Origin of the sequence: Paenibacillus sp. FSL W7-1279, from assembly GCF_037969845.1 — a bacterium.
Classification (GTDB): Bacteria; Bacillota; Bacilli; order Paenibacillales; family Paenibacillaceae; genus Paenibacillus_AQ.
The window spans coordinates 2,401,395-2,425,973 of record NZ_CP150215.1 but is presented as its reverse complement, the minus strand read 5'-3'; the positions used below and the strand labels follow the sequence as shown (position 1 = coordinate 2,425,973).

At 47.5% G+C, this 24,579-nt stretch carries 23 protein-coding genes; 5 read left to right on the top strand and 18 right to left on the bottom strand.

The window, feature by feature from the left end; all coding sequences use genetic code 11:
- Positions 1 to 17 precede the first annotated feature (17 nt).
- The 5 genes from MKY82_RS10565 to MKY82_RS10545 all read right to left on the bottom strand — a co-directional run bounded on the left by MKY82_RS10565 (position 18) and on the right by MKY82_RS10545 (position 6,244).
- Positions 18 to 1,313 (bottom strand): arsenic transporter, encoded by a 1,296-nt coding sequence (locus MKY82_RS10565; RefSeq protein ID WP_339296066.1) that lies wholly within the window; start codon positions 1,311 to 1,313, stop codon positions 18 to 20.
- Between the two features lie 138 nt (positions 1,314 to 1,451).
- Positions 1,452 to 1,775 carry a metalloregulator ArsR/SmtB family transcription factor gene (locus MKY82_RS10560; RefSeq protein ID WP_339296065.1) on the bottom strand — a complete coding sequence of 108 codons (324 nt, stop codon included), beginning with the start codon at positions 1,773 to 1,775 and terminating at the stop codon, positions 1,452 to 1,454.
- A gap of 204 nt (positions 1,776 to 1,979) precedes the next feature.
- A complete protein-coding gene (gshAB, locus tag MKY82_RS10555; RefSeq protein WP_259445351.1) occupies positions 1,980 to 4,310 on the bottom strand; it encodes a bifunctional glutamate--cysteine ligase GshA/glutathione synthetase GshB in 2,331 nt (776 codons plus the stop codon).
- An 18-nt stretch (positions 4,311 to 4,328) separates the two neighbouring features.
- Positions 4,329 to 5,735: an FAD-dependent oxidoreductase gene (locus MKY82_RS10550; RefSeq protein WP_339296064.1), complete on the bottom strand. Its 1,407-nt coding sequence runs from the start codon at positions 5,733 to 5,735 to the stop codon at positions 4,329 to 4,331.
- A 158-nt stretch (positions 5,736 to 5,893) separates the two neighbouring features.
- The gene (locus MKY82_RS10545; protein WP_220685971.1) at positions 5,894 to 6,244 is read right to left on the bottom strand and encodes a metalloregulator ArsR/SmtB family transcription factor; all 351 of its coding nucleotides are present in this window, start codon (positions 6,242 to 6,244) and stop codon (positions 5,894 to 5,896) included.
- A gap of 392 nt (positions 6,245 to 6,636) precedes the next feature.
- Between MKY82_RS10545 and MKY82_RS10540 the strand changes: the two genes are divergently transcribed.
- Both MKY82_RS10540 and MKY82_RS10535 read left to right on the top strand, forming a co-directional pair.
- The gene (locus tag MKY82_RS10540) at positions 6,637 to 7,086 is read left to right on the top strand and encodes a MarR family winged helix-turn-helix transcriptional regulator (RefSeq protein WP_220685972.1); all 450 of its coding nucleotides are present in this window, start codon (positions 6,637 to 6,639) and stop codon (positions 7,084 to 7,086) included.
- A gap of 29 nt (positions 7,087 to 7,115) precedes the next feature.
- Positions 7,116 to 7,616 carry an arsinothricin resistance N-acetyltransferase ArsN1 family A gene (locus MKY82_RS10535; RefSeq protein ID WP_220685973.1) on the top strand — a complete coding sequence of 167 codons (501 nt, stop codon included), beginning with the start codon at positions 7,116 to 7,118 and terminating at the stop codon, positions 7,614 to 7,616.
- A 65-nt stretch (positions 7,617 to 7,681) separates the two neighbouring features.
- Here MKY82_RS10535 and MKY82_RS10530 read toward each other — a convergent pair whose 3' ends face one another.
- The 7 genes from MKY82_RS10530 to MKY82_RS10500 form a co-directional block, all read right to left on the bottom strand.
- Positions 7,682 to 9,259, bottom strand: coding sequence for a sensor domain-containing diguanylate cyclase (locus tag MKY82_RS10530; protein ID WP_339296063.1), 1,578 nt, complete (start codon positions 9,257 to 9,259; stop codon positions 7,682 to 7,684).
- Between the two features lie 364 nt (positions 9,260 to 9,623).
- The gene (locus MKY82_RS10525) at positions 9,624 to 11,015 is read right to left on the bottom strand and encodes a HAMP domain-containing sensor histidine kinase (protein WP_339296062.1); all 1,392 of its coding nucleotides are present in this window, start codon (positions 11,013 to 11,015) and stop codon (positions 9,624 to 9,626) included.
- Complete coding sequence (locus MKY82_RS10520; RefSeq protein ID WP_339296061.1) at positions 11,000 to 11,668, bottom strand: response regulator transcription factor; 669 nt, start codon at positions 11,666 to 11,668, stop codon at positions 11,000 to 11,002. The genes MKY82_RS10525 and MKY82_RS10520 overlap by 16 nt, the downstream gene beginning before the upstream one ends.
- Before the next feature lie 30 nt (positions 11,669 to 11,698).
- The gene (locus MKY82_RS10515) at positions 11,699 to 12,466 is read right to left on the bottom strand and encodes a lantibiotic immunity ABC transporter MutG family permease subunit (protein WP_339296060.1); all 768 of its coding nucleotides are present in this window, start codon (positions 12,464 to 12,466) and stop codon (positions 11,699 to 11,701) included.
- 25 nt (positions 12,467 to 12,491) lie between these two features.
- Complete coding sequence (locus MKY82_RS10510; protein WP_194541763.1) at positions 12,492 to 13,223, bottom strand: lantibiotic immunity ABC transporter MutE/EpiE family permease subunit; 732 nt, start codon at positions 13,221 to 13,223, stop codon at positions 12,492 to 12,494.
- Positions 13,220 to 13,936, bottom strand: coding sequence for a lantibiotic protection ABC transporter ATP-binding protein (locus MKY82_RS10505; protein ID WP_194541762.1), 717 nt, complete (start codon positions 13,934 to 13,936; stop codon positions 13,220 to 13,222). Before MKY82_RS10505 ends, MKY82_RS10510 begins: the two co-directional genes overlap by 4 nt.
- Positions 13,937 to 13,983: 47 nt before the next feature.
- Positions 13,984 to 14,475: a NisI/SpaI family lantibiotic immunity lipoprotein gene (locus MKY82_RS10500; protein ID WP_220685976.1), complete on the bottom strand. Its 492-nt coding sequence runs from the start codon at positions 14,473 to 14,475 to the stop codon at positions 13,984 to 13,986.
- Between the two features lie 489 nt (positions 14,476 to 14,964).
- Here MKY82_RS10500 and MKY82_RS10495 point away from each other — a divergent pair, with 489 nt between their 5' ends.
- Positions 14,965 to 15,585, top strand: a complete 621-nt coding sequence (locus tag MKY82_RS10495; RefSeq protein WP_339296059.1) for a putative glycolipid-binding domain-containing protein — start codon at positions 14,965 to 14,967, stop codon at positions 15,583 to 15,585.
- A gap of 231 nt (positions 15,586 to 15,816) precedes the next feature.
- On the opposite strand, the gene MKY82_RS10490 is transcribed toward MKY82_RS10495, so the two are convergent.
- On the bottom strand, positions 15,817 to 17,118 hold the full coding sequence (locus tag MKY82_RS10490) for an NCS2 family permease (protein ID WP_194541759.1): 1,302 nt from the start codon (positions 17,116 to 17,118) through the stop codon (positions 15,817 to 15,819).
- 196 nt (positions 17,119 to 17,314) lie between these two features.
- Between MKY82_RS10490 and MKY82_RS10485 the strand changes: the two genes are divergently transcribed.
- Positions 17,315 to 18,022: an SOS response-associated peptidase gene (locus MKY82_RS10485; RefSeq protein WP_220685980.1), complete on the top strand. Its 708-nt coding sequence runs from the start codon at positions 17,315 to 17,317 to the stop codon at positions 18,020 to 18,022.
- Between the two features lie 206 nt (positions 18,023 to 18,228).
- Here MKY82_RS10485 and MKY82_RS10480 read toward each other — a convergent pair whose 3' ends face one another.
- From MKY82_RS10480 to MKY82_RS10465, 4 genes are all read right to left on the bottom strand, one after another.
- Positions 18,229 to 18,516 (bottom strand): stage VI sporulation protein F, encoded by a 288-nt coding sequence (locus tag MKY82_RS10480; protein ID WP_113057116.1) that lies wholly within the window; start codon positions 18,514 to 18,516, stop codon positions 18,229 to 18,231.
- Between the two features lie 86 nt (positions 18,517 to 18,602).
- Positions 18,603 to 20,654 (bottom strand): ATP-dependent DNA helicase RecG, encoded by a 2,052-nt coding sequence (gene recG / locus MKY82_RS10475; protein WP_071223708.1) that lies wholly within the window; start codon positions 20,652 to 20,654, stop codon positions 18,603 to 18,605.
- 14 nt (positions 20,655 to 20,668) lie between these two features.
- Positions 20,669 to 21,526: a DegV family protein gene (locus tag MKY82_RS10470; protein WP_194541757.1), complete on the bottom strand. Its 858-nt coding sequence runs from the start codon at positions 21,524 to 21,526 to the stop codon at positions 20,669 to 20,671.
- 48 nt (positions 21,527 to 21,574) lie between these two features.
- Positions 21,575 to 23,353 (bottom strand): DAK2 domain-containing protein, encoded by a 1,779-nt coding sequence (locus MKY82_RS10465; RefSeq protein WP_071223706.1) that lies wholly within the window; start codon positions 23,351 to 23,353, stop codon positions 21,575 to 21,577.
- A gap of 366 nt (positions 23,354 to 23,719) precedes the next feature.
- Here MKY82_RS10465 and rpmB point away from each other — a divergent pair, with 366 nt between their 5' ends.
- A complete protein-coding gene (gene rpmB / locus MKY82_RS10460) occupies positions 23,720 to 23,908 on the top strand; it encodes a 50S ribosomal protein L28 (RefSeq protein ID WP_006209230.1) in 189 nt (62 codons plus the stop codon).
- 442 nt (positions 23,909 to 24,350) lie between these two features.
- Here rpmB and spoVM read toward each other — a convergent pair whose 3' ends face one another.
- On the bottom strand, positions 24,351 to 24,431 hold the full coding sequence (gene spoVM / locus MKY82_RS10455; RefSeq protein WP_034273235.1) for a stage V sporulation protein SpoVM: 81 nt from the start codon (positions 24,429 to 24,431) through the stop codon (positions 24,351 to 24,353).
- Positions 24,432 to 24,579: the final 148 nt, after the last annotated feature.

Below are 24,579 nucleotides of genomic sequence, written 5' to 3'. Positions count from 1 at the left end.
CTCCCCTATCGCTTGAATTAAAGTATGGTCAACCAGATATATAAACCTAGGAGGGTTATAAATAACGTTGGGATGGTTAATATGATCCCTGTCTTAAAGTAGGTTCCCCAGCTAATCTTCACGCCTTTGGTCGAAAGGACATGCAGCCACAGCAGGGTGGCCAGCGAACCGATCGGCGTGATTTTGGGACCTAAATCGGCGCCAATAACATTCGCATAAATTAATGCCTCTTTGATAGCAGCCGACGTGTTTGTCGCATCGATGGCGAGTGCATCAATCATCACCGTTGGCATATTGTTCATGATGGAGGAAATTATCGCAGCGATAAATCCCATCCCCATCGTTGCCGCAAACAGTCCCTGGTCCGCTATGCTCTGAATGACACTGGCCAGAAGATCCGTAAGACCCGCGTTACGTAAGCCATATACGACCACATACATGCCGATGGAGAAAAACACGATGGCCCAAGGAGCACCTTGGAGTACTTCCTTTGTTTGCACAGCCGGACTTTTTCTTGCCATCAGGAGGAAGAAAATCGCGATAACGCCAGCTACGATCGATACCGGAATACCAACAAATTCACACACAAAGTAACCGATAAGGAGCACACTCAACACGATCCAGGATAAACGGAACATGGCAGGGTCTTGAATTGCCGTTGATGGATGCTTAAGCTGGGTGCCGTCAAACTTTCGCGGAATGCTTTTGCGGAAAAACAGATACAGCACCAGGACACTCGCTGCTAAAGAGAACAGATTGGGAACCAACATACGACTCGCATATTCGGTAAACGTAATTCCGAAGAAATCGGCCGATACGATATTCACCAGGTTGCTGACCACAAGCGGAAGAGAGGTCGTGTCCGCAATAAAGCCGCTTGCGATGATAAAGGGGAATACCTTCTTTTCGTCGAAATTCAGCGCTCGTACCATAGCCAGCACAATCGGAGTTAAGATCAGAGCCGCACCGTCATTTGCGAAAAAAGCGGCGACAACAGCTCCAAGAACGGATACGTACACAAACATCCGGATCCCGTTTCCTCGAGCAGCATTCGCCATATGTAAGGCGGCCCACTCGAATAAACCGATCTTATCCAAGATCAATGAAATGATAATGATCGCGACAAAGGCGAGCGTTGCATTCCACACGATCTGAGTGACATCCCATACATCCTGAAAGTCGACGACTCCAACGAGCAGTGCCAGTACTGCCCCCCCGCATGCCGACCATCCAATGGATAGATTTTTAGGCTGCCAAATGACAAAAACTAACGTGACCAGAAAAATGATGCTAGCCAGAACAACAGAAACCAATGTTCAAACCCTCCAATTACACGCTGAACTAGAATAAATGTTTTTTCAAGAATCAATATATAACTATATTCTTATATAATGAGCAGAGATAATAGTTTACATCCCTCAATTTTATGCTAAATATCCCTATTAGCATGATTAATCACAAGCACACTTAATTTCCCTATTTAAGGAAGACAGTACTTCTTGAGCACTTGGCATCTCATTTAACACGGCTTGGATATATGGCTTATCCGCAACATGCAATGAATAATAAACCCATTGGCCTCGTCTGGCTTCATTAACGATCCCTTGAGACTTAAGCTTTCTTAAGTGCTGGCTGATTGCAGGTTGTGACATATCAAAAATATCTACAAACTCGCAAACGCACCATTCTCTTTCCTTAAGGAGCGTCAACATGGTAAGCCTAGTTTTATCTCCAAGCAATTTGAGTTTCTCGGCCATCTCGTTCATTTGCTCCAATAAGGCCCCCTCCTTCCTTAAAAGATCACTTCGACCGAATCATAACCATATAAGTTAATGCTTATATGCTAATCGAAATCGCCCTTGATTTCAAGTGTGTAAACTCAACTCCCAATAATTTCTCATTCAACAACACCAGCGTGCATCCCTGGTTTCCTGCGACACGTTTCCCGATGGAATCAACTTACATCGCCGTAATCGAAACTAACCAAACAATAAATCCAGAATCTTTTCATCTGCCCTTCTATTCTTTCCGATATAAGGGTAGCAGTGGATATGAATCGCTGGGTTGAAGTTGATTTCTATAATGCTGTAATTGGTATCGGTTGCTTCTTCCTCCAAAGAATCAATCATCATATCCACACCACATAGGGTCGCTCCTGCAGCTTTAGCTGATTGAATGGCAAGTTCCTTGTAGCTATTTGGCATTTCATCCGTAAAATCGATACTGTCTCCACCCGTACTAATATTCGAATTTTCTCTCAGATAGATAACCTCCCCTTGTTGGGGTATATCGTTCCAACTCATAGAATGATTTTTCAAAAACATCGCTTCTGCTTCCCCTAACTGAATTTTCTCAAGGGGCGTCTTATACCCTTTACCTCGAAGTGGGTCTTTATTCTTCTCATGAACAAGCTGTTCGATCGTGTGAACACCGTCACCGACGACATTTGCAGGCACACGATGCAGGACCCCTACAACTTGATCACCCATGACCAGAAAGCGATATTCTTTTCCTGTCATAAATTCCTCAAGAAGAACCGTTTGATCGTGAGTAAATGCGATTTCAAACGCTTTTTTCATATCCTCTCTCGAATAATCTCGATTGAAGATCGTAATGCCCAATCCAAAATTGGTTGATTTGGGCTTTATCACGATGGGAGTGCCGTGGTAGGTTTCATAGGTGGACATGGCTTCATCCAAGCTCTGAAACGCTTCCCCTGACGGTACACGAATTCCATGTTGTTTGAGGACTTCTTTCGTAACCACCTTATTTTCCATTATTAACACCGTACTATAGGAGTCCAGGGAAGTTTTCGTAGCTTGCTTCACATACTCTTGATGATTACCTTTTGATAGTAATACAAAATTCTCATCCCGATCCATCCATTTAAAGCGTATGCCACGTTTCACCGCTGCCTTTAAGAGCAGTTGAGTTGATAATTCGAGATCCTCATACCCTGCAAAACGGTATCCGTTTTGCATACTGTCCTGAGCGTATGTTTTCGCCTTTTCCAAATGGTATGTCAGATAGGATGATTTTTGAATGTCAGACTTCACCCTATGTGCAACATTCAACTCCGTATGAAGAATCTTTTGCTTTTCACTGTCCAGAATGTGCTGATAATCCTCATTCTTAGGAAACAAGAGCTTCACCATATCCTTCATCTCATCGATAACAGCGAGTGCCATTTCCTCCATCGTGAACTGACTATATTCCGGCTCGTTTAAATAACCTTTAATACCTTCCATAATCACCTGATCTTGGTTTTCTTCAGCTATCCTTTGATCTTCCTCATGGAAGGATTCATCTACTTTAAGCAGCATAAAGAGAATAAACAAATGTATAAAGTGCATCATTTCTTTACTTATTCCAATCTTGTGAAGTGGATTGATATCCATAAATCGAAGCTCTAAGTATGCTACCCCATCTTCCACAAGCTCCTGGCAGGGGTTGATCCCCTTTTCGGTTTTTATGCGGACGGGGCTGTAAAATTCCTTTACGCTCAGTAATTCATTCTGTTGAATCAGCCTGTTTAAGTCATGAACGTACTCTTTGGCCGAATTAAAAGAAACATAATACGATTTATCATTCCGATAGCCGCACATACTGTTCCGAAGTGAGTTCATGATCGGAAAATAATAACTTTTATTATCATGGGTATTCGCTAATTTAACACACTGCTCAATATAGGTATTATCAAAAACAGGACTTGCCCCTGTTAAATAAATAAGCAGCCAACGGCACCTCATCAAGTTACGGGCTACTTTAAAGTAAATTGCATCTTTGAACTCCTTAAAGTCTTTGTGCAGCACCTGGGTATTATATAGTTTTGCAAGAAATTTCTCATCAAACGAGAAATTATAATGAATTCCGCTTAACAACTGTCTTTTACGACCATACTTATCCGCCAGTTCACTTCGATAGTCGTCCGCAATGGGATCGCTCATGTTGGCAATAGGAATTTCTTTCTCTTCGGGCAGCATGGGAGGATTGCTGCTTGGCCACAAATATTCCCCTTCTAATTCCACAGAAACAATGTCTTGCAAGGCTTCCATGAAATAATAAGTCTCTTCAATCGACTCAAACGCGGGGGTTATCAGCTCGATTTGACTCTCTGAAAAATCAGTTTGAATATAAGGGTTATCCGTCTTATTCCCAAAGGCTTCTGGATGGGGTGTCAATGCAAGTTTTCCATCTTGTTCGACCCGTACATTTTCTTTTTCTAAACCGAAATGACCCCGAAGTAGATCCTTTTGAAGTGCATGGTCTATTACAACCTGTATAAGTTCACGATTCAATAAATTCATCATGTATATAACCCCTTCATATTAATTGCATTCCGAAGTAGATGAGGCAGCAGGCATACAACAATCGTTGGCATTCGGAGTACTGCTAATTCCACACACGCCGGTCTCGGGCAGCTCTAGTTCAACTTTTAATGCTGATTCCATATCTCCATCGAGATATGCCGCAATGGATCTAACCTGTTCGTAGCCTGTTGCCATAAGGAAGGTTGGTGCCCGGCCATAACTTTTCATTCCAACGAGATAAAAGTTCTTGTCTACATGACGCAGCTCTTTTTCGCCATGGGGTCTTACGGTTCCGCAGCTGTGCACGTTGGGATCGATTAGGGGCGCAAGCGCTTCAACACTCTCCGTAGCAGGATCAATGCTAAGTCTAATCTCACTCAAGAATGAGAAATCCGGTCGGCTTCCCGTATTTACGATCATTTCGTCGATTTCTTGGATTTCCTTGGATTCGCTGTTTACATTCCCAATGATTGTCATTCTTCCATCGTTTTTGGAAAGCCCTTCGATCATGAATGGAGTAACCACTTGGATTTCGCCGGCATCAATCAGCTGGTGAATGTGACTTCCAAGTGTTCCTCGTGCCTCTAATTGGTCATTCTCTTCCCCACCGTAAGCTTCTTCCACCGATTTCTTTCTCATCACCCAAATGATTTCCGTATCCGAATCCGTCTCTTTAAGCTTGGCTAGATCCAGTAATGTGTTGATCGCCGAATGCCCGCCTCCTACAACTGCTACACGTTTCCCTGTATACTTCTGCCTTTGTTCTCCTGATAGATCCGGAATTCCATAATAAATGCGATCTTTCAGATCACGCTCTTCACGTGTCCATATCCCGTCTGCATGCAGCGGATTCGAATGACCCCAAGTCCCGGAGGCATCGATCACCGCCCGTGCTTCAAACCGCTCGGTGGAGACGCTTGTTTCAACATATAGTACAAACGGCGCAGCTTCACGATTTGCGGATTTCATTTTATCTGTGTTCTTCTTCGTTATGGAGATGACTTTGGAATTCAACCTAATGTAAGGCTCCAGTTCAGGCAATTTCGCCACAGGCTCCAAATACTGATGAACCAACTCTTGACCAAAAGGCAAATCCGTTAGAACGGGAGGCTGCCACCCTTGATTGCGTAAAAGACGCTCAGCGGCTTTATCGATGTTATACTGCCATGGTGAAAAAAGACGTACATGTCCCCATTGCAGGATGTTTTGACCAATGCTGGGCCCTGCTTCAAAAAGGATGAATTTTTGTCCTCTCTCCGCCAAGTGCGCTGCGGCTGCCAAGCCAATCGGTCCGGCACCGATAATCGCGATCGGCAGATTATTGTTGTAGGACGCATGCTCCTCCTTGACCGTTTCTTTAGTTTTATTTGATACCAGGGGTGTACAGCAAGATGTTGGAGCTACCTTAAATTCAATGTTTTTCATCCATAAATCCTCCTACATTTCTATTTATCAATTTTTTTGATTTATTAACTAAATAAAGAAGAAATCTGTTTTAATCTATAAACAAACTTAATAACTTGTATTTTGCAACTATAAGTTAAATTAGGAGTACAATAGAAAACCAACAGTTCTTGCGGATCTTATGAGCAGCATCCACTCTGCTTGGCATCCATTGTACGGAAAATGCAGCACAAATCCGGTGAAAGCAACCGGTTGACTACAGCATGATTTAATTCATAATAGCTCCAGGTTCCTCTGGTCTCGAGAGTGACCAATTGGGCATCGAGTAGGACTCTGAGGTGATAGGATAGCTTAGACTGAGGCATTTCCATAATTTCCATCAGGTCACAGACGCAGACGCTTCCTTTTTGGCTGAGTTCATGCATGATTTTCAGTCTTTTCTGATCCGCCAATGCTTTGAACTTAGCCTCGTATTGGGTAAAATCAACAGTCTCGCTGGATCCCTGGATAACATTCAGTTCTTTGATCATATCCGTAACCTCCATTTAGCAGCAGCAACAAACAGCGGCTGGTTGTAAAGTGACATGGGCCGAAGAGTTCATCGTCGACTGTCTCGGATAATCTGATTCCAACCGCTTCCAGACATGTCGTGCTTTCTGCTCTATTTCTTTTTGTTGAAACTCAATCAATCTTTCCATGATATAGTAATTCATCATGGATTTTCCACCATCCATCAATTAATTTTGATGAATGAAGCATATCATGATGTAATTTCATATTCAAGGGCTAAATCAAAATATTTTGATTTAATAATCATTCACCCAGCTTATTGAACTGCAAATCATTATTTTATATGGATTCCAACACATATTTGCATATTGCAAATATGTGTTGTATAACTAATACAAGAGGTGATTCAACAATGGAAAATGCTCGCGAGCTGTTTCAGATCATGACCCGAAGGTTTGGACTACTTAATAAAAACTGCTGCAGTGTTGGAGGAAACGATGTCACATTAGTACAAAGCCACATCCTATACGAAGTGGATCGGCAGCACAACCCTTCCATGCAACAGATTGCAGATACGCTTGGAACCGACATTACGACGTTTAGCAGACAGGTACAATCCCTAATCAAAATGAATTTAGTGAAAAAAACTCAGGATCCACAGGACCGAAGAGTTTATACGCTGGCTCTTACGATGGAGGGAAAGTTTATAGCGGCTACCATTGATCAACAAATGAATGACTACCTGAACGAAGTATTTTCGTATATGACCGAGTTCGAAAAAGAAACCGTGCTTCACTCCGTTAAGATTTTCAACGATGCAATGGCCAAATCCAGTAAATGCTGCGGCCCAATATCTGAATAAATAATTATGATTTATAGGGGGAACCAACAGTGAACACCGCTTCGATTAGAGCAGCAGTCAATGACGATATGGAACGAATCTTGAACATTTATAATCAAGGAATCGAGGATCGGATTGCAACCCTTGAAATGGATGTAAAGGATATTGCATATATGAATAACTGGTTCCAACAACACCAAGATCGTTACGCTGTCATTGTAGCCGAGTTCGCTGGCGAGGTGATCGGCTGGGCTTCCCTCAACCCTTACTCGCAGCGATGTGCTTATGACGGTGTTGCCGACCTATCCATATACATCGATCGGGCATTCAGAGGCCAAGGAATCGGAAGTTTGCTGCTTCAGCGTCTTGAGGTAATTGCAAAGGAACAAAGGTTTTATAAAATCGTGTTGTTCACCTTTCCATTTAATCAAAACGGTCAAGGCCTATATCATAAACTGGGATACCGCGACGTCGGTGTTCTTGAAAACCAAGGCATCTTGGATGGCAAGTTCGTGGACGTCAAGATTATGGAGAAGTTATTGAATTTATAAAAGGAGACTGTCTCATTGAGACAGTCTCCTTGCTGAATACAACGCATAAGTTGTTTTTACACCGATTATCCTGCCGAGACCGTCCGGTTACGTCCTTCGTCCTTCGCCCGGTATAACGCCATATCCGCTGCCTGGAATACATCCTCTCGGTTGCCATGTTCGGGATACAAGGAGACGCCGATCGATACGGTAAGTGTTAGCGAATAAGGCGTTTTGGAATTCTGAATCGCATTGCGAATTCGCTCAGCCAAACGATAGGCTTCATCCATACTATGCTTCCGAAGAAGAATGACAAACTCCTCCCCGCCGAAACGAGAGCAGACCGCACCCTCTGGAACGCAATCGTTCATGACCGCCGCCACCAGCTTCAGGACCTGATCGCCGGTTTGATGGCCATATGTATCGTTTACGCTTTTAAAATGGTCAATGTCCAGCATTAAAACAGCATATGGATCCCTAAGCGCTTCCCATGAATCAAGGCAGCGTTCCAGCTCTCGGCGATTGGACAGCCCCGTCAATGGATCCGTGATGGCTTCCTGCTGTAACGAAAGGGTCTGCTTGGCCAGCGATTCGGCAGCCACCCCCATGATCCGGTTCAATTGATCGGCTTCCCGATTCCAATGCGGCCGGAATTCCTGAGAAGACACCGTTTGTCCCGCTGCTACCATTTTCGTTAATTTATACAGCCGGGTAAACGGAGCGGCAATTCTTGCAGCCGTATAGGCGGCTATGACCAACATAAGCACGATCGGAAAAAGCATGCTTCTCAGTTGGTCTTCCAAGTTGCGGTCGACATCGGCCAGAATGGAACTTACCGACGTCTGCATGACAATCCCCCAGCCATTCATTGCAACGCTGGCATAACCGGCCAAATAATCGTCACCATCCGTATTCATGACACGCTGCATGCCGCTCTCGCCGCTCATGAGCCGCTTTACCACGCCGTTAGAGCTTACGTCCTCCCCTACCCGGCTTTTATCCAGATGATAGAGCAGCCTCCCGCGGGCATCCACGATATAGGAGTAGGATTCTTCCTCATTCCCCGCACCGGAACCGAAGATCCGATGCAATATATTGTTCTCTTCCAAGTAGATTGTGCCGGCAATCATACCGTGATACTCGCCGGAGCTGTCAAAAATCGGCTCGCTCGCAAGAACAATCCAGCGTCCGGCAGGCGTTCTATACGGTGCAGATATATAGGACTTTCTCTCCTGTAGCGCCTCCGTAGTCCCCTCCGTTTTTAATCGGGCCTGATTCAAATTATTCCCCACAGGAGAAACCACGCGAATGGTACCCGCTTGATCGGCCCAAAATACGGAGTTGAAATAAGGGCTGCTCTGCAGCATCAGATCAAAAATGACCTGCAGCTCCTTTTGATCGGATGCCGCGCTGGCCTCAATAGCCGGATTGTTGGCAGAGGCGCGAAGACTTTGGCGCATCCCTGAGAAAATCGCTTCAAGGGTAACCGCCATTTTTTGTGCGGAGGATAAATTAAGCGACATGGTGTTGTTGTATAAGGATCGTTTCTCGTTTTTATACTGGATATAGAACATAATCGACATCGTCATGAGAATGGATAATGAAACCAGCGCAGGCATAACCATGGCTAGACTGATTTTGATGCGTTGTTTAGGTATGTTCATGGAAGCTGTACCCCTACTCTTGATGAAATGATGCCGTATGAGATATACGATCTTTTCATATTACTTCACATACGTTTTCAAGTCCATATACGGAATAAGCGTTTTATGGGTGGGGTTCTGGTGCAATGCGGCATTTTCAACCGATCTTGTTTCTGTGGAGTGCTGGTTAAGAACCGAGGGTAGGTATCCATCAGCTCACCCGGGGAAAGAGTTTGCCCTGCTTGCTCTGGCTTCGATGTCACTCCAAATAACATAATATTTCTTCGGCATATCGGAAAGTCACACGATGAAGGGACTGCTCCGGAAATTAATTCGGTACAGCCCCTCCAAATCATGGCAAATCAAATAGACCGAAGCCACGGAGTCAGTGACTTCGATCGATGGGAATTCGAAATGTAACCTCAGCTCCACCCTGCCATTGAAGATTGCGAAGCGTTAAAGTTTCATGATGGAGCTTTGCAACATTGCTGGCAAAGGTCAATCCGATTCCGTAGTGTCCTGTAGCTGTGCGGCTCTTGTCTCCCATGTAAAACAACTGGGTAGCCTGCTCGAGGTCCTCAAGGGTAAAGCCCGGTCCGCTGTCAGTCACACGAAATGACAGGAGTTGGTCTCGCTTGATTAACGTGAGTCCTATCTTCCCTCCATTAGGCGAATAATCCACGGCATTTGTCAAGATATTCATCAATGCTCGATGAAGCAGCGCTTTGTCTATGTAGATCGTCGACTGTTCAATCTTCAATCCTTCCATAACATCGAATTCAAGCTCAATCCTCCGATGTCCGATATAACCCGTAAAGTCCTGAACGAGTTCATCTATAAAATCCTTAAGACAGGTCGGTTTCTTAATGATCGCCATGTCCTGCTCGGCCTTGGACAGTTGAATAAGCATGTTAACATAATGTTCGATCCTATTGCTCGCATTCAAGATATATTCGGTATATCCCGCATGCTCCTCGCTCTGTTCATCAAGATTTAACAGTTCGGCATTTCCTTTAATAATCGTTACCGGAATCTTGATATCATGGGCCAAGGCAGCGATTTGTTCCCGCTTTCGAGTTTCTGTTTTCCACTGCGCTTTCAGTGAGGCCTCTAACGCCTTTGCCATCTCCTGAAGGGAGGTCATGACATCATCGAATTCTTTAATCGGGGACCCCTGCGCTTCCAGACTCAGATCCTGGTTTTGAATGCTTCGGGTCAGCTCCTGTATACGGTCGAATTGGCGTTGAAGTCTCCTCGCGAACACCGAAGTGACAGCCAACACCACACCTATGATCAATACAATGCCCAGCGCGATGGTTGTCACTTCATAATCCGGAAAATGCTCCCTTAAAAACGGTGAGGTAAAGCGCGTACGAACCTTATAATGTAAAACAACGTATGCATCCTCTCTCTCAACGACCCGGTATACCGATTGTCCCTGGTAAGCCGTCCTGTTCTGGATCGCCCGAATGGCCGAGGACATTCCCGCAGCATCCAGTGATCCATCTACCACTTCAAGCGCAGGCTTTTTCAGCACAACGAACGGGATCTCATCGGGAACCAGCTCCCTCTTGAATTGGGGAGTTTCCTGTATCATCGACTCAGCTTCAAGCACGCGTCGTTCATCATAATTAGCGTTTACCACAAGCCCTGAATTAATGGCGAGCTGGTTTAGGAATACGCCTATAAGTACGATTGAAACGAGACACACGGTTAATGAAATGACGTATTTGAGCAGCTCTACACGTAGAGTTGTCTGTTTCATTCTTTTTGCCATCGGTAGCCCACTCCCCAGACCGTCGAGATCGGAGACACTCCACACGCATTAAATTTACTGCGGATTGACCGTATAAACTCCGTAATCGTAGTAAACAGGGCATCCCCATCGATTCCATATATCTCTTGATGGATTTCTTCCCGGCTGAATACCCGCTCCTTTCGTCTGGCAAGCATTTCGCATATCTTATACTCATTGGGGGTTAACCGAACCTGTTGCTCCCCCACCCACACTTCTTTGGCGTCATAATCAAAAGTAACCCCCGCGACGGTCATCCTCGATACGTTCTTTTCCCGGGATTCCCTCCGCAAATGGGCATTTACCCGCGCACGCAGCTCTTTTACGCCAAACGGTTTTGCAATATAATCATCCCCTCCCGTCATCAAGCCGTTAACCACATCCTCCTCTTGGGATTTGGCTGTAAGAAAGAGAATGGGGAAGCTGACAAACCCCCGAATCCTCCTGCATAGCTCAAAGCCATCCACATAAGGCATCATGACGTCCAAAAGGATCAGATCGTATTCTTGAAAAAATTCTGGATTAATGTCTGTAACTTCCTGAAGGGTTATCACGACATGTTGGTCGCGATGCAAAATATTGGATATTAATGCTAAAATGTCAGAGTCGTCGTCAATCGCCAAGATTTTGGCCATTTCTATCACGTCTTTCCCTATAATAACAGCCTATTCATGCGCTTGCTTGCCTTCCCATCGGCGAAACCAGATCATACTTAAAACCAGACCGGCTAAAGTTAGCAAAGTCGCAAACACAAGCCCCTGCTTTAACTCATCTTGAACATAGTCCACCAATTCCATCGGCAAGGTTCCTTCTTGCAATAGGCCGGTTAACCCACTGAAACGAACTCCCCAGGCCCAAGGGACATACATCCATATCCCTTCTCCCAACCCTGTCGCCATAAGTGCCGATAACAGAAGCCCTGCGCCTCCCAATAGAATCGAAGCACCCATTCCAAACATAAAGGCTGAAAAAAGTTGTACGATCCATATCAATAGACTGGAACCTGTAAGCCAAAGCCATCCGTAAAAGTAACTCCACAAAGGAATATCGGTCAAGTGCAATACCCACTTCATCCCTGCTACCCATAGTACTACAGCCAAAAGAATCGAAAAAGCCTCGAATAAAATCAAGAGCAGCAGCTTGCTCGTATATCCTGATAAGCGGGATGCGGAACCGCTAAGAAGTACTTGAAAGTGCCCTGCACGTCTTTCTTGGTAAACCATCAAGCCGGTGATCATCCCAAGAAGCAAGGGCAGTGCAACGCCGATGCTCTCCATGTAAAAGGAATACATCTGAAAAGAATCCGTCTTTCTACCATGGAAGTAACCCAGAAAAAGCACTGCACATACGACTGGAATCGCAACATGAATCCATAAAATCTTGGTTCTTCGAAGCTTTAACAAATCCGCTCTTAAACATCTCCACAAACTCATACTCCTACTTTACCCTCCCTATTGTTTATGCGCTTTTTTGTGGCTCAAATCGCTGCATCGTCCATAAACATAGGAGTAGGGTCAGCAATATCGACAAACCGATTCCAATCGGAAGAACCTGCAACTCAAGAAGGGGATGTCCTTGTTCAAGCAAGGTTCCATTGGGATGTACCTTGACAACCGGAGACATCAGCCGAATGGACCAACTCCATGGACATGCCCACCATAACGTCCGAGCAGAGAGCAGAATTCCAAACCCCAATGCACACACAATGTTGAATCCCATGGCCAAGGCCGCTCCCCATTTCCGAGCCAGCCATAAACACAAAGGAATTTCCCAAAGCGTTGTGATCCAGAGTACCAAAACAGCCACAAGAGTCCTAACATTAACGATAAGCTCTCCGGATAACAGCATGCCGGCAATGCCCATTACAACAAGATAAACCATCATCGCAGCAAGGGAATAGATAGAAATTACTAACTGCTTCGCAAACCATATTTTTTTCACAGAAACCGGTAGCAGATAGACGCCGGAATAACTCGAAGCTCGCTGTTCCTTTTGATGTGTCAGGCAGCACCATAGCGCAATCGTGAGCGGCAGGAACAGAATGGACCACCAATTGATCGTATTGGATACAAAATACATGGGATTCATGATGAAAGAAAATGCCACATTTGCGAAAGGGACTAGGATAAGCAGCTTCAATGAGAATGTGCGTTTCAGTTTCAGATGCTCTGACCGAAGGAAATCCATCATTGTACTACCCCACCTCTGATCCTATGGGCAGCAACCACGTCCATAAATAACTGCTCCAAATTTTGTCCTGATTGGATCTCTCCCTGATATCCCAAAACGCCTTGGCTGATGATACCGATACGATCGGCGATTTGTTCAACCTCGGACAGTATATGGCTTGAGAGAATCACGGTCATACCTAGACGGGGGAAGGTACGAATAAGCTCCCTAAGTTCATGAATTCCAACCGGGTCCAAGCCGTTGGTAGGCTCATCCAGGATAAGCAACCGGGGACGATTCAGAAGGGCAATCGCTATACCTAGCCGCTGTTTCATCCCCATAGAAAATTGGCTTGCCGTTTTTTTGCCTGTATACTGAAGATCTACAATATTTAAAACTTCCTTGATCCGAGAGTCCGGCAGTCCGAGCAGCAGACTCCGAACCTTCAAATTTTCGAAAGCTGTTAAATTTTCATAAATGGGTGGGGATTCGATCAGCGCTCCGATTTGGCCAAGGTCCCGCCGACTCCAGATATGACCATCAAACCAAATGCTGCCGGATGTCGGTGTAATGATGCCGGTCAGCATCTTAAGTGTGGTGGACTTTCCGGCTCCATTAGGGCCGAGCAATCCATATATGGAATTTTCAGGCACCTGCAACGACAGCTCTTTTACGACTTTTTCCTTACCAAAGCTTTTTGAGACCTTCTTCATTTCTAACAATTGACCCTTCAACAATCATTCATCCTTTCATAATAAATGTTTCAAAGATGCGATAATCCCTAATCCCCCTGCACCATCTTGGCTTGAAAAAGCTTTTTGTTGAGCTCAATGATAATCAGGTCGAAACTGCCTTCAGGCTGCCGTTTGTATCGATAGGCGGAACCGTAGGTCAAAGGCTGTTTCTCTCGAATGTCTTTCGGATTGTAGTAAACATATGGCTTCTTTAGCTCCTCTTCTGTCCACCTCTTCCCCTCTTGATCCACATAATGCGTCTGCCCAATGAACCCTAGATACTCTCCCTTGGACTTCGGATTGACTTCATCCTTTAGTTCATACAGTCTTCCGCCAAAAACAACTCTGTCCAACTGGCCATCATCGATGAGCTGCTCAATGGTATATGAAGTATCCTCCTCGAGATCCAATGTAAAATGGGCGGTTTTTTCTGTTTCATCTATCACCTTTTGTGTGAAATCTTTCAGGCTCCCGCATCCTGTTAATAGAATAAATATGCTGAACGTCAAGACGAGCCAACGCTTGAAAGACTTCCCCATAAATCAAACTCCTTTCGTAAATCCATCTCATTTGTGGCTACGTTTGACTATAAGCGGTAATTATCAGAAAACTATCAAGAAGAAAAAAAAGCTTACAGCATATCTGGTGAAACTACCTAAAGTTCCTTTGTCTGAATTCGTATTTTGTCATACTCTGTATTTATCAGTTGCATAACAAACATATGTTTGTATATGATGGTGAAGATGAACGTCTCCACTGCAAACCTAGGAAGAGCTGCTGTCTGCAAGGACTGCGTCATTCTACCGCTTTTGCTTGATGCGCGGGAACGGGATATCCGCAGTTGGAGAAGCAGGGCGAGAAGCACAAGCGGTCACCCCCGCAATGGATTTAAGAGAGGATCAGAGCACGGCTCGGAACAAGGAAAAGGTACAACTGCAAGTATACGGGGACTAAGCAAATTACGAGGTAAACGAAGTTAAGGGAATGTATGCGCATTCATACTCTTTTGATAAAGGACGGGATCTCACATGAACGACAATATGCACGTTGAAGAAGAAATGAAACCAAACGGACTATTGAACACAAACTCGGATCAGCTCCTGCAGTCGCTGCTCTGGAACAGACACGATCTCCCCTCTCTGGAGCATGGTCGGCTCTATCGACATCATCACGGATTTACGCTCACCGGAATGGTCGTAGCCAGCCTGGAAGGTCGGCCGCTTCACTGCTCCTATGAGGTTGAAACCACCCGCAGTTGGCAGACCCGGAAGGTAAAGATTAAGCTCTCAATCGGCACGGAAGTTCAGTGCCTTCACCTGGAGCGGGATGATGACGGCCGCTGGTGGGACGGCGATACCGAGCTCACCGCATTTGCCGGCGTGACCGACATTGACCTCGGAATTACCCCCTCCACCAATTCCTTGCCGATCCGACGCTTGAAGCTGAGGCCTGGAGAGAGCGCGTCCATGACGGCTGTTTGGATTCAGTTCCCGAGTCTAACCATTGCCCCCCTTCCCCAGCAATATACGCGTACGGGCGAGTATACCTATCGTTATGAGAGTAACGATGGAGCCTATCAAGCGGATTTGGAGGTTGACGAGCACGGCCTCGTCACGAAGTACGCGGACGTATGGAGCCGAGCTCGCTGAGCCCGATGCGTCCATGGCCACCAGGAGCAGCATCCCTGTATCCGGACGAAAACAACAACCCGGAACCGTTGCAGCATCATCACGACCCGTTACAAGCAAGCCTCACGCTCATTTTCGGAGAAAATATCCATCGGCGAGAATTCGGTGTTCGGCTGCAATACTTTATCGGCATACACCAAAATCCCCTGCCAGGTCTGCTTAGGCCTGGCAGGGGATTTTCACGTGTATAAATCAATGCGGGACAAAGACTAGCTGCAGTACGAACAGCACGGCAAAAATATACATCAACGGGTGAACCGCCTTCCACTTGCCCTTCACGATTTTCATCAGCGGGTATGAAATAAAACCGAGCGCGATCCCGGTCGCGATGCTGGACGTAAGCGGCATGGTCAGGATGACAAGAAACGCGGGGAACGCTTCATCAAAATCATTCCACCGAATGTGCTGAACGCTGCTCAGCATCAGGCAGCCCACTACGATGAGCGAAGGTGCCGTAATGGCGGATAAACCGGCAACCGCGCCGATCAGCGGACTGAAAAAGGCGGCAACCACGAATAATGCGGCCACGACGACCGCCGTCAATCCAGTCCGACCGCCTGCGCCAACGCCGGCTGCCGATTCAACATAAGCGGTGGTCGGGCTTGTACCGACCATGGATCCGGCCACGGTTGCCACCGAATCGGAGAACATGGCACGTTCTGCACGAGGCAGCTTGTTATCCTTCATCAGCCCCGCCTGCTCCGCCACACCAACTACCGTACCTGTGGTATCGAACAGCGTCACCAGGAGGAACGAGAACACAACGGCATAGAGCCCATGCCTGATCACATCCGAGGCAGCGGTAATCGGGTTCCATACCAAGATACCTTCCGGCAGCGCAGGTACCGACATAATCCCGCTCGTAAAGGACAGCATATCGGCAAAATAAGCAATAATCCCGGTGATAATCATACCGATAAACAAGGCACCTTTCACATCGCGGGCCAGCAGCACAAGCGTAACCGCAAGTCCTACCAAGGCCAGTACAACCGATGGCTGGTGCAGATCGCCGAGCGCTACCAGATTGTCCGGATGCGCTGTAATGATGCCGCTCATCCGCAAACCGATAAAAGCAATAAACAGGCCGATACCGACCGTGATCGCATGCTTCAGATTCGACGGGATCATCTCAATCAGCCTGCGCCGCAGGGAAGTCATCGATAACACCAAAAACAGAATACCGGCTATAAATACCGCCGAGAAAGCTTCAATATACCCAAGTCCGGCGTGTCCCTGAACAACGGAATAGGTGAAGTAGGCATTCAAGCCCATCCCCGGCGCCACAGCGATCGGGTAGCGGGCTACAAGCCCCATCAGCAGTGTACCAATCACAGCGGCAATAATCGTAGCCGTGAAGCTCTGCTCAAAGGGCACACCTGCTTGCGATAGTATCAGCGGATTCACAACGGTCACATACGCCATCGTGAAAAACGTCGTGGCCCCGGCAACAACTTCTGTCTTAACCGAGGTACCGTTAGCTTTTAAATCAAACACGAAAAATCCTCCATTCATGATGCTCAGTCTGGCAATGAGCCAGACCCTTTTGGTAAGTTAGGCAATATTTGATATACTCAAACACAAATGCACTGAAAATCTCTACGTAGCAAATTCGTTCTGAACTCATTAAAAATCTTAATTAGACAATCTATTCAAATCTTAAGCGACAGCAAATAACAGGAGGCTTGAAACGATGTGCGGACGCTTTACACTCACGGTCACTTGGGAAGAACTGATGACCAGATATCTCATCGATCCCGAATCGGTATCTCCCTTTCACATTCCCCGGTACAACATCGCTCCAACGCAGATGGTCACGGCGATTATTAACGACGGCAGCACCAACCGAATCGGTCAGCTGCAGTGGGGGCTTGTCCCATCCTGGGCCAAGGATTCCTCGGCCGGAGCCAAAATGATCAACGCGCGCAGTGAAACGCTGGAAGACAAGCCTGCCTTTAGGATGCCCTTTTATCGGAAAAGATGCCTGATTCCTGCAGACGGCTTTTACGAATGGCAAAAAAACGACAATGGCAAGCAGCCCTTTCGCATCGGCTTGAGGAACGGTGAAATATTCAGCATGGCCGGTCTGTATGATACCTGGATCACCCCGGGCGGAGATAAGCTCAGCACCTGCACCGTCATCACCACCGCACCCAATCAACTCATGGAGCCGATCCATAACCGGATGCCTGTCATTCTGAGACCCGCAGACGAAGCACTATGGCTTGAACGACAGACGTCTTCTCATTCCAATGATAGCAGCCCTTCCTTCCTGCAATCCCTCAAAGAGCTTCTGAGACCTTACCCCGCGGAGGAAATGCAGGCCGTACCGGTCAGCACCACCGTGAACTCCGTTAAAAATGACTCGGAGGATTGCATCCGCTCCATTACAGGCAGCTAAATCTTTCAGAAAGGTTCGGGATTCCTCTTCAATTTCCGCTTTTTCTGCTATCGATTGGAACATAAATCAAAAACTCCATTTGCGGAAGAACGTCAGGAACGTTTTATCCCTGCATATCCCAAATCAAAAGCCCCTGCTCATAAGGAGAAAACACTCCCGAGAGGGGCTTCTTCTATGCAAAGTCAATCCATGATGTCATCCAATTGTTATCGAAACATACCCCACAGCTTGATCAAATGGAAGGTGTTGTTCGGATCGATGCGCTGTGCAAGCACGAATTGAACCATTTGCTGCTCCTGCGTGGAGCTCAGCTTTTCATTCAAGATGCCGCTGGCAGTCCGGATCAATTGATGGACTTTTGCGCTATTTTGAAGATCTGCCTTGGTCAACCCCTGAGTCAGCCCTTTAATTCTTTCCTTGACCGCCGGGTTTTTCATTTTTAGCTTGATTCGTTCAACCAGCTGCGGACTAATCCCGTACTGCTGATAACTCAATGTTGAAGCACCTCCAGTCATAAATGCTGCTACCTTTTTTGAGTATATGACGAAGGTCTGTCCATTGTGCCAACAGATTCATGTTATTAATCCATGATATCGCCCTGAAAGATCTTCTCCTGCTGCAAAAAGTCGCGCAATGGTTCATATTCAGGAGACGTCCAGAAGGAACTGTCGCTGACCAGAGCCGCTGCATCGCCCCTGGCCTCCTCCACTACTTTGAAGTCGGCGACCATGTCGGCCAGCCGGAACTCCGGCAGTCCGCTCTGCTTCGTACCGAAAAAGTCGCCAGGGCCCCGTAGCTCCAAATCCCTCCGGGATACCTCGAAGCCGTCCTCGGTTTCGGTCATAACCTGCATCCGCTCCTGACCCACTTCCGATTTCGGATCGGCCACAAGTACGCAATACGATGCATGCTGCCCACGGCCAACGCGGCCCCGAAGCTGGTGCAGCTGGGACAGACCGAAGCGATCGGCATCCATAATGATCATCAGGGTTGCGTTCGGCACATCGACGCCAACCTCAACGACCGTCGTGGAAATCAACAGCTGGACCTCATTGCTGTAGAATTGGCGCATGACCTCATCCTTCTCGGCAGGCGTCATACGGCCGTGCAGCAAGCCCACAGCATATGCAGGAAAGGCCTGCTGCATCTGGACATGCAAATCGATCGCATTCTGAACGTCCAGCTTGTCCGATTCTTCAATCAAAGGAGCAATCAGATATGCCTGACGTCCTTGATTTACTTCCCGGGAAATAAATCCGAGCACACGGTCCATGAGTTCATGTTTGACCCAATAGGTCGTAATGGGAATACGACCTTTCGGACGCTCTGACAGCGTGGATACATCCATATCGCCAAAGGCGGTAATTGCCAGCGTCCGTGGAATCGGCGTCGCCGTCATCGTGAGCACATCCGGGTTATAGCCTTTACGGCGAAGTACGCTTCGCTGATTCACGCCAAAACGATGCTGCTCGTCCGTTACGACGAGTCCCAGCTCCCGGAAGTACACATCATCCTGGATGAGCGCATGGGTACCCACGACAACGTCCGTCAACCCCATCTGTAAGGAAGCCAACAGGTCTTTACGCTTCTTCCCCGTTACGCTGCCCGTCAGCAGGCCGACGGTAATGCCAAAGGGCTCAAACAGCTTCTGCAGGGAACGCATATGCTGTTCGGCAAGAATCTCCGTCGGCACCATCAAGGCTCCTTGAAAGCCCGAGCGCACCGTTGTGAACAGAGCGATGGCGGCAACAATCGTTTTTCCCGAACCGACATCCCCTTGAAGCAAGCGGTTCATGCAGTAAGGGGAACGCATATCATGCAAAATCTCCAGCTCCACCTTCTTCTGCGCATCGGTAAGCTCAAACGGGAAGCTGCGCACGAACTCGCGGATCGTTGCATTGTCAGCCGTATGTACAACACCGTCCATCCGACTCCGATTTAGCGCGCGGAACGCCTGCATTTTCAATTGGAACAAGAAGAGCTCCTCGTACACCATCCGGCGCCGCCCTTCCTGACCTTCCCGGGAGTCAACGGGCTGATGGATCGTCATGATCGCCGCTTTACGCGGCATCAGATCATATTTCCTGAGCAAGGATTGCGGCAAAATCTCGGGAATCATCTCCCCGTATTGCTCCAATGCCTGTCCCATCGTTTTTCGGATCCAGGATTGCGTGATCTTCCCGCCGATGGAATACACCGGCTGCAGCGTTCCGCTGCGAAAGGCTCCCTTATCCGGGAACTCGGATTCGGACACCGTAAGCTGCATTCTGCGCTGATCCCACTTGCCCGTCAGCACGATCTCCCGGCCGGCCGTAAGCTGGTCTTTCAGAAAATGCCGGTTAAACCAGGTTGCGGTGAACATCCAGTTTTCAGCGAGCATTTTGCAGGTGAGACGGGATTTACGCCCGTAGCGCTGCAGTACCGGCACGCTCGCGATCTTGGCTTGAATGGTAATTTTGTCCCCGTCCTTGACTTCACTCAGGGAACGGAGCCGGTAATCCTCATACCGGAAGGGGTAATACTCCAAAAGATCCTTGACCGTAGAGACGCCAAAGGCGTGAAGCTCCCCCTCTTTCAGGGCGCTCACGCCGTTGATCTGTCTGACGGATATTTGATCGAGTTTGAGACTCATATCATCTACCTCACTTAAGCAGGCCATATATATGCTGCAATGGTTCCCGGTCCAACGTGCGTGCCGATAACCGGACCAATCTCGGAATACACCGTTTCCTCGATCGTAAACACAGCGGACAGCTGCTGCAGAAAATCCTCAACCTGAGCAGGGTCAGCTGTATGACCCACAGCCACTTTAATATTTTTCACACCGGATAGATCCTGTTGAAACAGCTCAATGATTTTGGCCGTCGCTTTCTTTCGACCGCGGACCTTGTCTACCGGAAAGATAATCCCTTCGCCGTCAATGGACAGGATCGGCTTAATGTTAAGCAGGGTGCCAAGCACGGCCGAAGCCTTGCCAATTCGCCCACCCTTCTGCAAATACTCCAGCGTGTCTACCAGGAAGTAGAGACGGCGCTTGGAGCGAAGATCCTCAAGCGACGAAATAATATCTGGAACAGCCGCAGCTTCTTGTGCGAGCTTCGCTGCATGAACCACGAATAGTCCGAAACCGTAGGACGCCGATTTGGAATCCCATACGGTGATATCCGCTTCTCCTTCGATTAGAGAGGTTGCAAGCAATGCGGACTGATACGTTCCGCTCAAGCCGGATGAGATGTGAATGGACACAATGGAGCAGCCTGGGTGCTGTTCCAGAATGGACTCATACACAGCTACAAAATCTGCGGGTGAAGGCTGGGAGGTCGTTGGAAGCTGGGGCGACTGCACCAGCTTTTTGTAGAACTCTCCCGGCGTAATTTCGACTCCGTCCAAATACGTATCTTCCCCGAACATAAGTCTCAGCGGCACAATATGAATGTTGTGTTGCTTCGCCAGGTCTGCCGGAATATCCGCTGTGCTGTCTGTCACAATAACGGTCTTATTCACCGGAACCCCTCCTAAAATGTACCTTGCATAATGTCAAAGCGTTGTTTATCAAGACTCAACGGAGAACAGATAGGAATAGATCGGCTGTCCGCCGTAGTGTACCTCAACCTCTGCGTTAGGATACTGCTCGCCGAGCCACTCCGTGAGTGCGTTGGTCGATTCTTCGCTTGCGTCCGCCCCGGTAAGCAGAGTCACGATTTCATCGCCGGACTCCAGCATTTTACCCAGCAAATCCTGGGAGGTCGTAATCAAATCCTCATTCGCTGCAACGATATTGGAATTGCGAATGCCGATGAATTGACCGGCCTTGATCTCCAGATCATCAATCGTTGTGTCCCGAACAGCATAGGTTACCTGACCTGATTGCACACGAGTGATCGCATCCAGCATGTTGTCGGTATTCATATCCGCATTCTCATCTTCCTGGAAAGCAAATGCAGCCGCGATCCCCTGCGGAATCGTCTTGCTCGGAATGACCGTTACGCTGCGCTCGCCTTCGAGAAGCTCTCTCGCCTGCTGGGCAGCCAGCACGATGTTGGAGTTGTTCGGCAGAATGTAAATCTGCTGAGCCGAGATCGAAGAAATCGCATTGACAAAATCCTCGGTGCTCGGGTTCATCGTCTGTCCTCCGGAGAGAACGACGTCAACGCCCAGACTTTTGAATATGTCAGAGATGCCTTCCCCTGACGATACCGCAATGAAACCGTATGGTGCGATCTCGTCTGCCGGAGGAACAGCCGGAGCTTCCGGTGTTACGGTCTCTGCCGGAATATCCGCAAACAACTCGGGCATCGGTGCGATGTCCATTCCCGTTGTCAGCAAATCACGGTGCTGCTCGCGCATATTCAATATATGAATCTGGGTAATTTCTCCATACAGTAGTGCCAGGTTCAACACTTCGCCCGGAGCCTTGGAATGCACATGAACTTTGATGGTCTCGTCATCGGCGATAACAATGATGGAATCACCATTCACTGCAAGCGCTTTCCGGAACTTATCTTCATCAAAGTCTGCACCCGTTCCTTCCCCGAGCTGCCTATTAATAAAGAATTCCATGTCGTATAAAAATTCAATGTCCTCTGTGGACAGTCTGGACTGGGCTGAGGCCGGAGCTTGAACCGCCGAGAAGTCAGGAACCGCTTGGAAGGCCGGTGCCTTGCTGCTCTGTTCAGCTTGTCCTTCCGCAACAGCAAACGATCCGGACGGAGCGTCTTTTCTCAGCACCTGCAAGAAACCTTCATAAATGTAAACCAGGCCCTGGCCACCCGAATCCACAACGCCAACCTGCTTCAGAACAGGGAGCATATCAGGCGTCTGGGACAGTGTTTCTTTGGCTTTGGCCAACACCTGCTCCATCAATTCCACGATATCGTTGTTGCGGCGGGAGAAATAGACCGCATGCTTGGCCGCTTCTTTAGCTACGGTAAGGATGGTGCCTTCAACAGGCTTCACGACAGCTTTATACGCAGCTTCTACGCCTGTCTGCAGTGCTGCGGCGAATTGATGAGAATTTAGTTCTGTATAAGGTGCCGCATATCGGCTGAAACCGCGGAACAGCTGGGACAGAATAACCCCCGAGTTCCCTCTGGCTCCCATCAGAAGCCCCTTGGATAGCACACCGGCACTATGCCCGACGGACTCCGAGTACTTACTCTTCAGTTCTGCCACACCTGCAGTCATCGTCAAATTCATGTTGGTCCCCGTATCGCCGTCCGGCACCGGGAACACATTCAGGGAATTGACGTGTTCTGCATGCTGCTGCAGCTGCTCCGCTCCGGCTAGGACCATCGCGGTAAATTCTGTTCCATTCAAAGAACGCTTACTCAATGAGAATTCCCCTTCCTGGCTTGATACCCATAACACTTCTTGTCGTAAATTTCATATCTATTTCATAGCTTATAGCTGACGAAATGCCCAAGCAGTAAATAAAAGACTTATCATGATAAATGGATCATAAATCTATGATGGGCTATCCTCTCGTCCTCTACGCTTTGCGGCGGTTCCCAAGCTTCTTGAGAGCCATGCCGACCAGCCCACGAACTATTTCTTCGGAAATATTATGGACTAATCAACATTGTACTATAATGGCAAAGAGAAATAAATGTTTTTAGGACAGTTGACGGAGCAATTTTTACTGTGATATTATATTTAAGTATTGTTTCATGCAGGGTTAGGAACAAGGAGGTGTAATGAATGGCTCGCAAATGTTATGTAACTGGCAAGAAACCAAGCAGTGGTAACCACGTTTCTCACGCTAACAATCACAACAAGCGTTCTTGGGGTGTCAACGTTCAAAAGGTTCGCATTTTGGTGGATGGCAAGCCAAAACGTGTATACGTCAGCACTCGCGCTTTGAAATCCGGTAAAGTGACTCGCGTATAATCATCTTGTGTTATATGAAGAAAAACTTCTTAATCTCCAGGCACCATTTGTGGGCGATCCGGGACAAGGAAGTTTTTCTTGCGTTTAGATACATATTCTCCTTCTAAACAAAAAGCACCCTGAGCAGTTAGCAGGTGCTTTTTTTATTTAGATATAAGAAAGATGAAAGAGCACGACTCCCACTTTCTTATATCGCAAGAAAAACTTCCGGTCGAACGCGGTCTGTCCTCGATAAGTACGTCGCTAGACACTCTTCTTTTGATATAAGAAAGCGAAGGAGAACTACCGCGCATTTTGGCTTTCTTATACCGCAAGAAAAACCTCCGCATGCAGCTGCGGTATGTCCTCCATGCGCTCTATCGGAGTGTTCTTGCCTCTTTCCCCAGAACCGGCTAGGCGGCGTCAGTCCCAGGCGGAGGTTTTGTTACGCCGGGACAAGCTGTCAGCTCTTGTGAAACGTATTTAAGATGGCCTTCACAAAACCTCCCAAAAACTTCGGCAGCTTGAACGTATAGAATTTCATGTCTCACCCTCCCCATCATTCTCATGCCTTCCTAGAATATGTTATGCACCAAGCCCATAGATGTGAACACAGACAAAAAAGGCTACATGAGAACCCAGCTCATGTAACCATATTTATGCGGGAAACCCGCGCCCTATGCATGCCGTTG

Bases quoted from the DNA above. Each gene is read 5' to 3' on its own strand.
- gshAB (WP_259445351.1), bottom strand. From the start codon at position 4,310: ATGATGAATTTATTGAATCGTGAACTTATACAGGTTGTAATAGACCAT.
- MKY82_RS10550 (WP_339296064.1), bottom strand. From the start codon at position 5,735: ATGAAAAACATTGAATTTAAGGTAGCTCCAACATCTTGCTGTACACCC.
- MKY82_RS10545 (WP_220685971.1), bottom strand. From the start codon at position 6,244: ATGATCAAAGAACTGAATGTTATCCAGGGATCCAGCGAGACTGTTGAT.
- MKY82_RS10540 (WP_220685972.1), top strand. From the start codon at position 6,637: ATGGAAAATGCTCGCGAGCTGTTTCAGATCATGACCCGAAGGTTTGGA.
- MKY82_RS10530 (WP_339296063.1), bottom strand. From the start codon at position 9,259: ATGAACATACCTAAACAACGCATCAAAATCAGTCTAGCCATGGTTATG.
- MKY82_RS10525 (WP_339296062.1), bottom strand. From the start codon at position 11,015: ATGGCAAAAAGAATGAAACAGACAACTCTACGTGTAGAGCTGCTCAAA.
- MKY82_RS10520 (WP_339296061.1), bottom strand. From the start codon at position 11,668: ATGGCCAAAATCTTGGCGATTGACGACGACTCTGACATTTTAGCATTA.
- MKY82_RS10515 (WP_339296060.1), bottom strand. From the start codon at position 12,466: ATGAGTTTGTGGAGATGTTTAAGAGCGGATTTGTTAAAGCTTCGAAGA.
- MKY82_RS10510 (WP_194541763.1), bottom strand. From the start codon at position 13,223: ATGATGGATTTCCTTCGGTCAGAGCATCTGAAACTGAAACGCACATTC.
- MKY82_RS10500 (WP_220685976.1), bottom strand. From the start codon at position 14,475: ATGGGGAAGTCTTTCAAGCGTTGGCTCGTCTTGACGTTCAGCATATTT.
- MKY82_RS10495 (WP_339296059.1), top strand. From the start codon at position 14,965: ATGAACGACAATATGCACGTTGAAGAAGAAATGAAACCAAACGGACTA.
- MKY82_RS10485 (WP_220685980.1), top strand. From the start codon at position 17,315: ATGTGCGGACGCTTTACACTCACGGTCACTTGGGAAGAACTGATGACC.
- recG (WP_071223708.1), bottom strand. From the start codon at position 20,654: ATGAGTCTCAAACTCGATCAAATATCCGTCAGACAGATCAACGGCGTG.
- rpmB (WP_006209230.1), top strand. From the start codon at position 23,720: ATGGCTCGCAAATGTTATGTAACTGGCAAGAAACCAAGCAGTGGTAAC.
- spoVM (WP_034273235.1), bottom strand. From the start codon at position 24,431: ATGAAATTCTATACGTTCAAGCTGCCGAAGTTTTTGGGAGGTTTTGTG.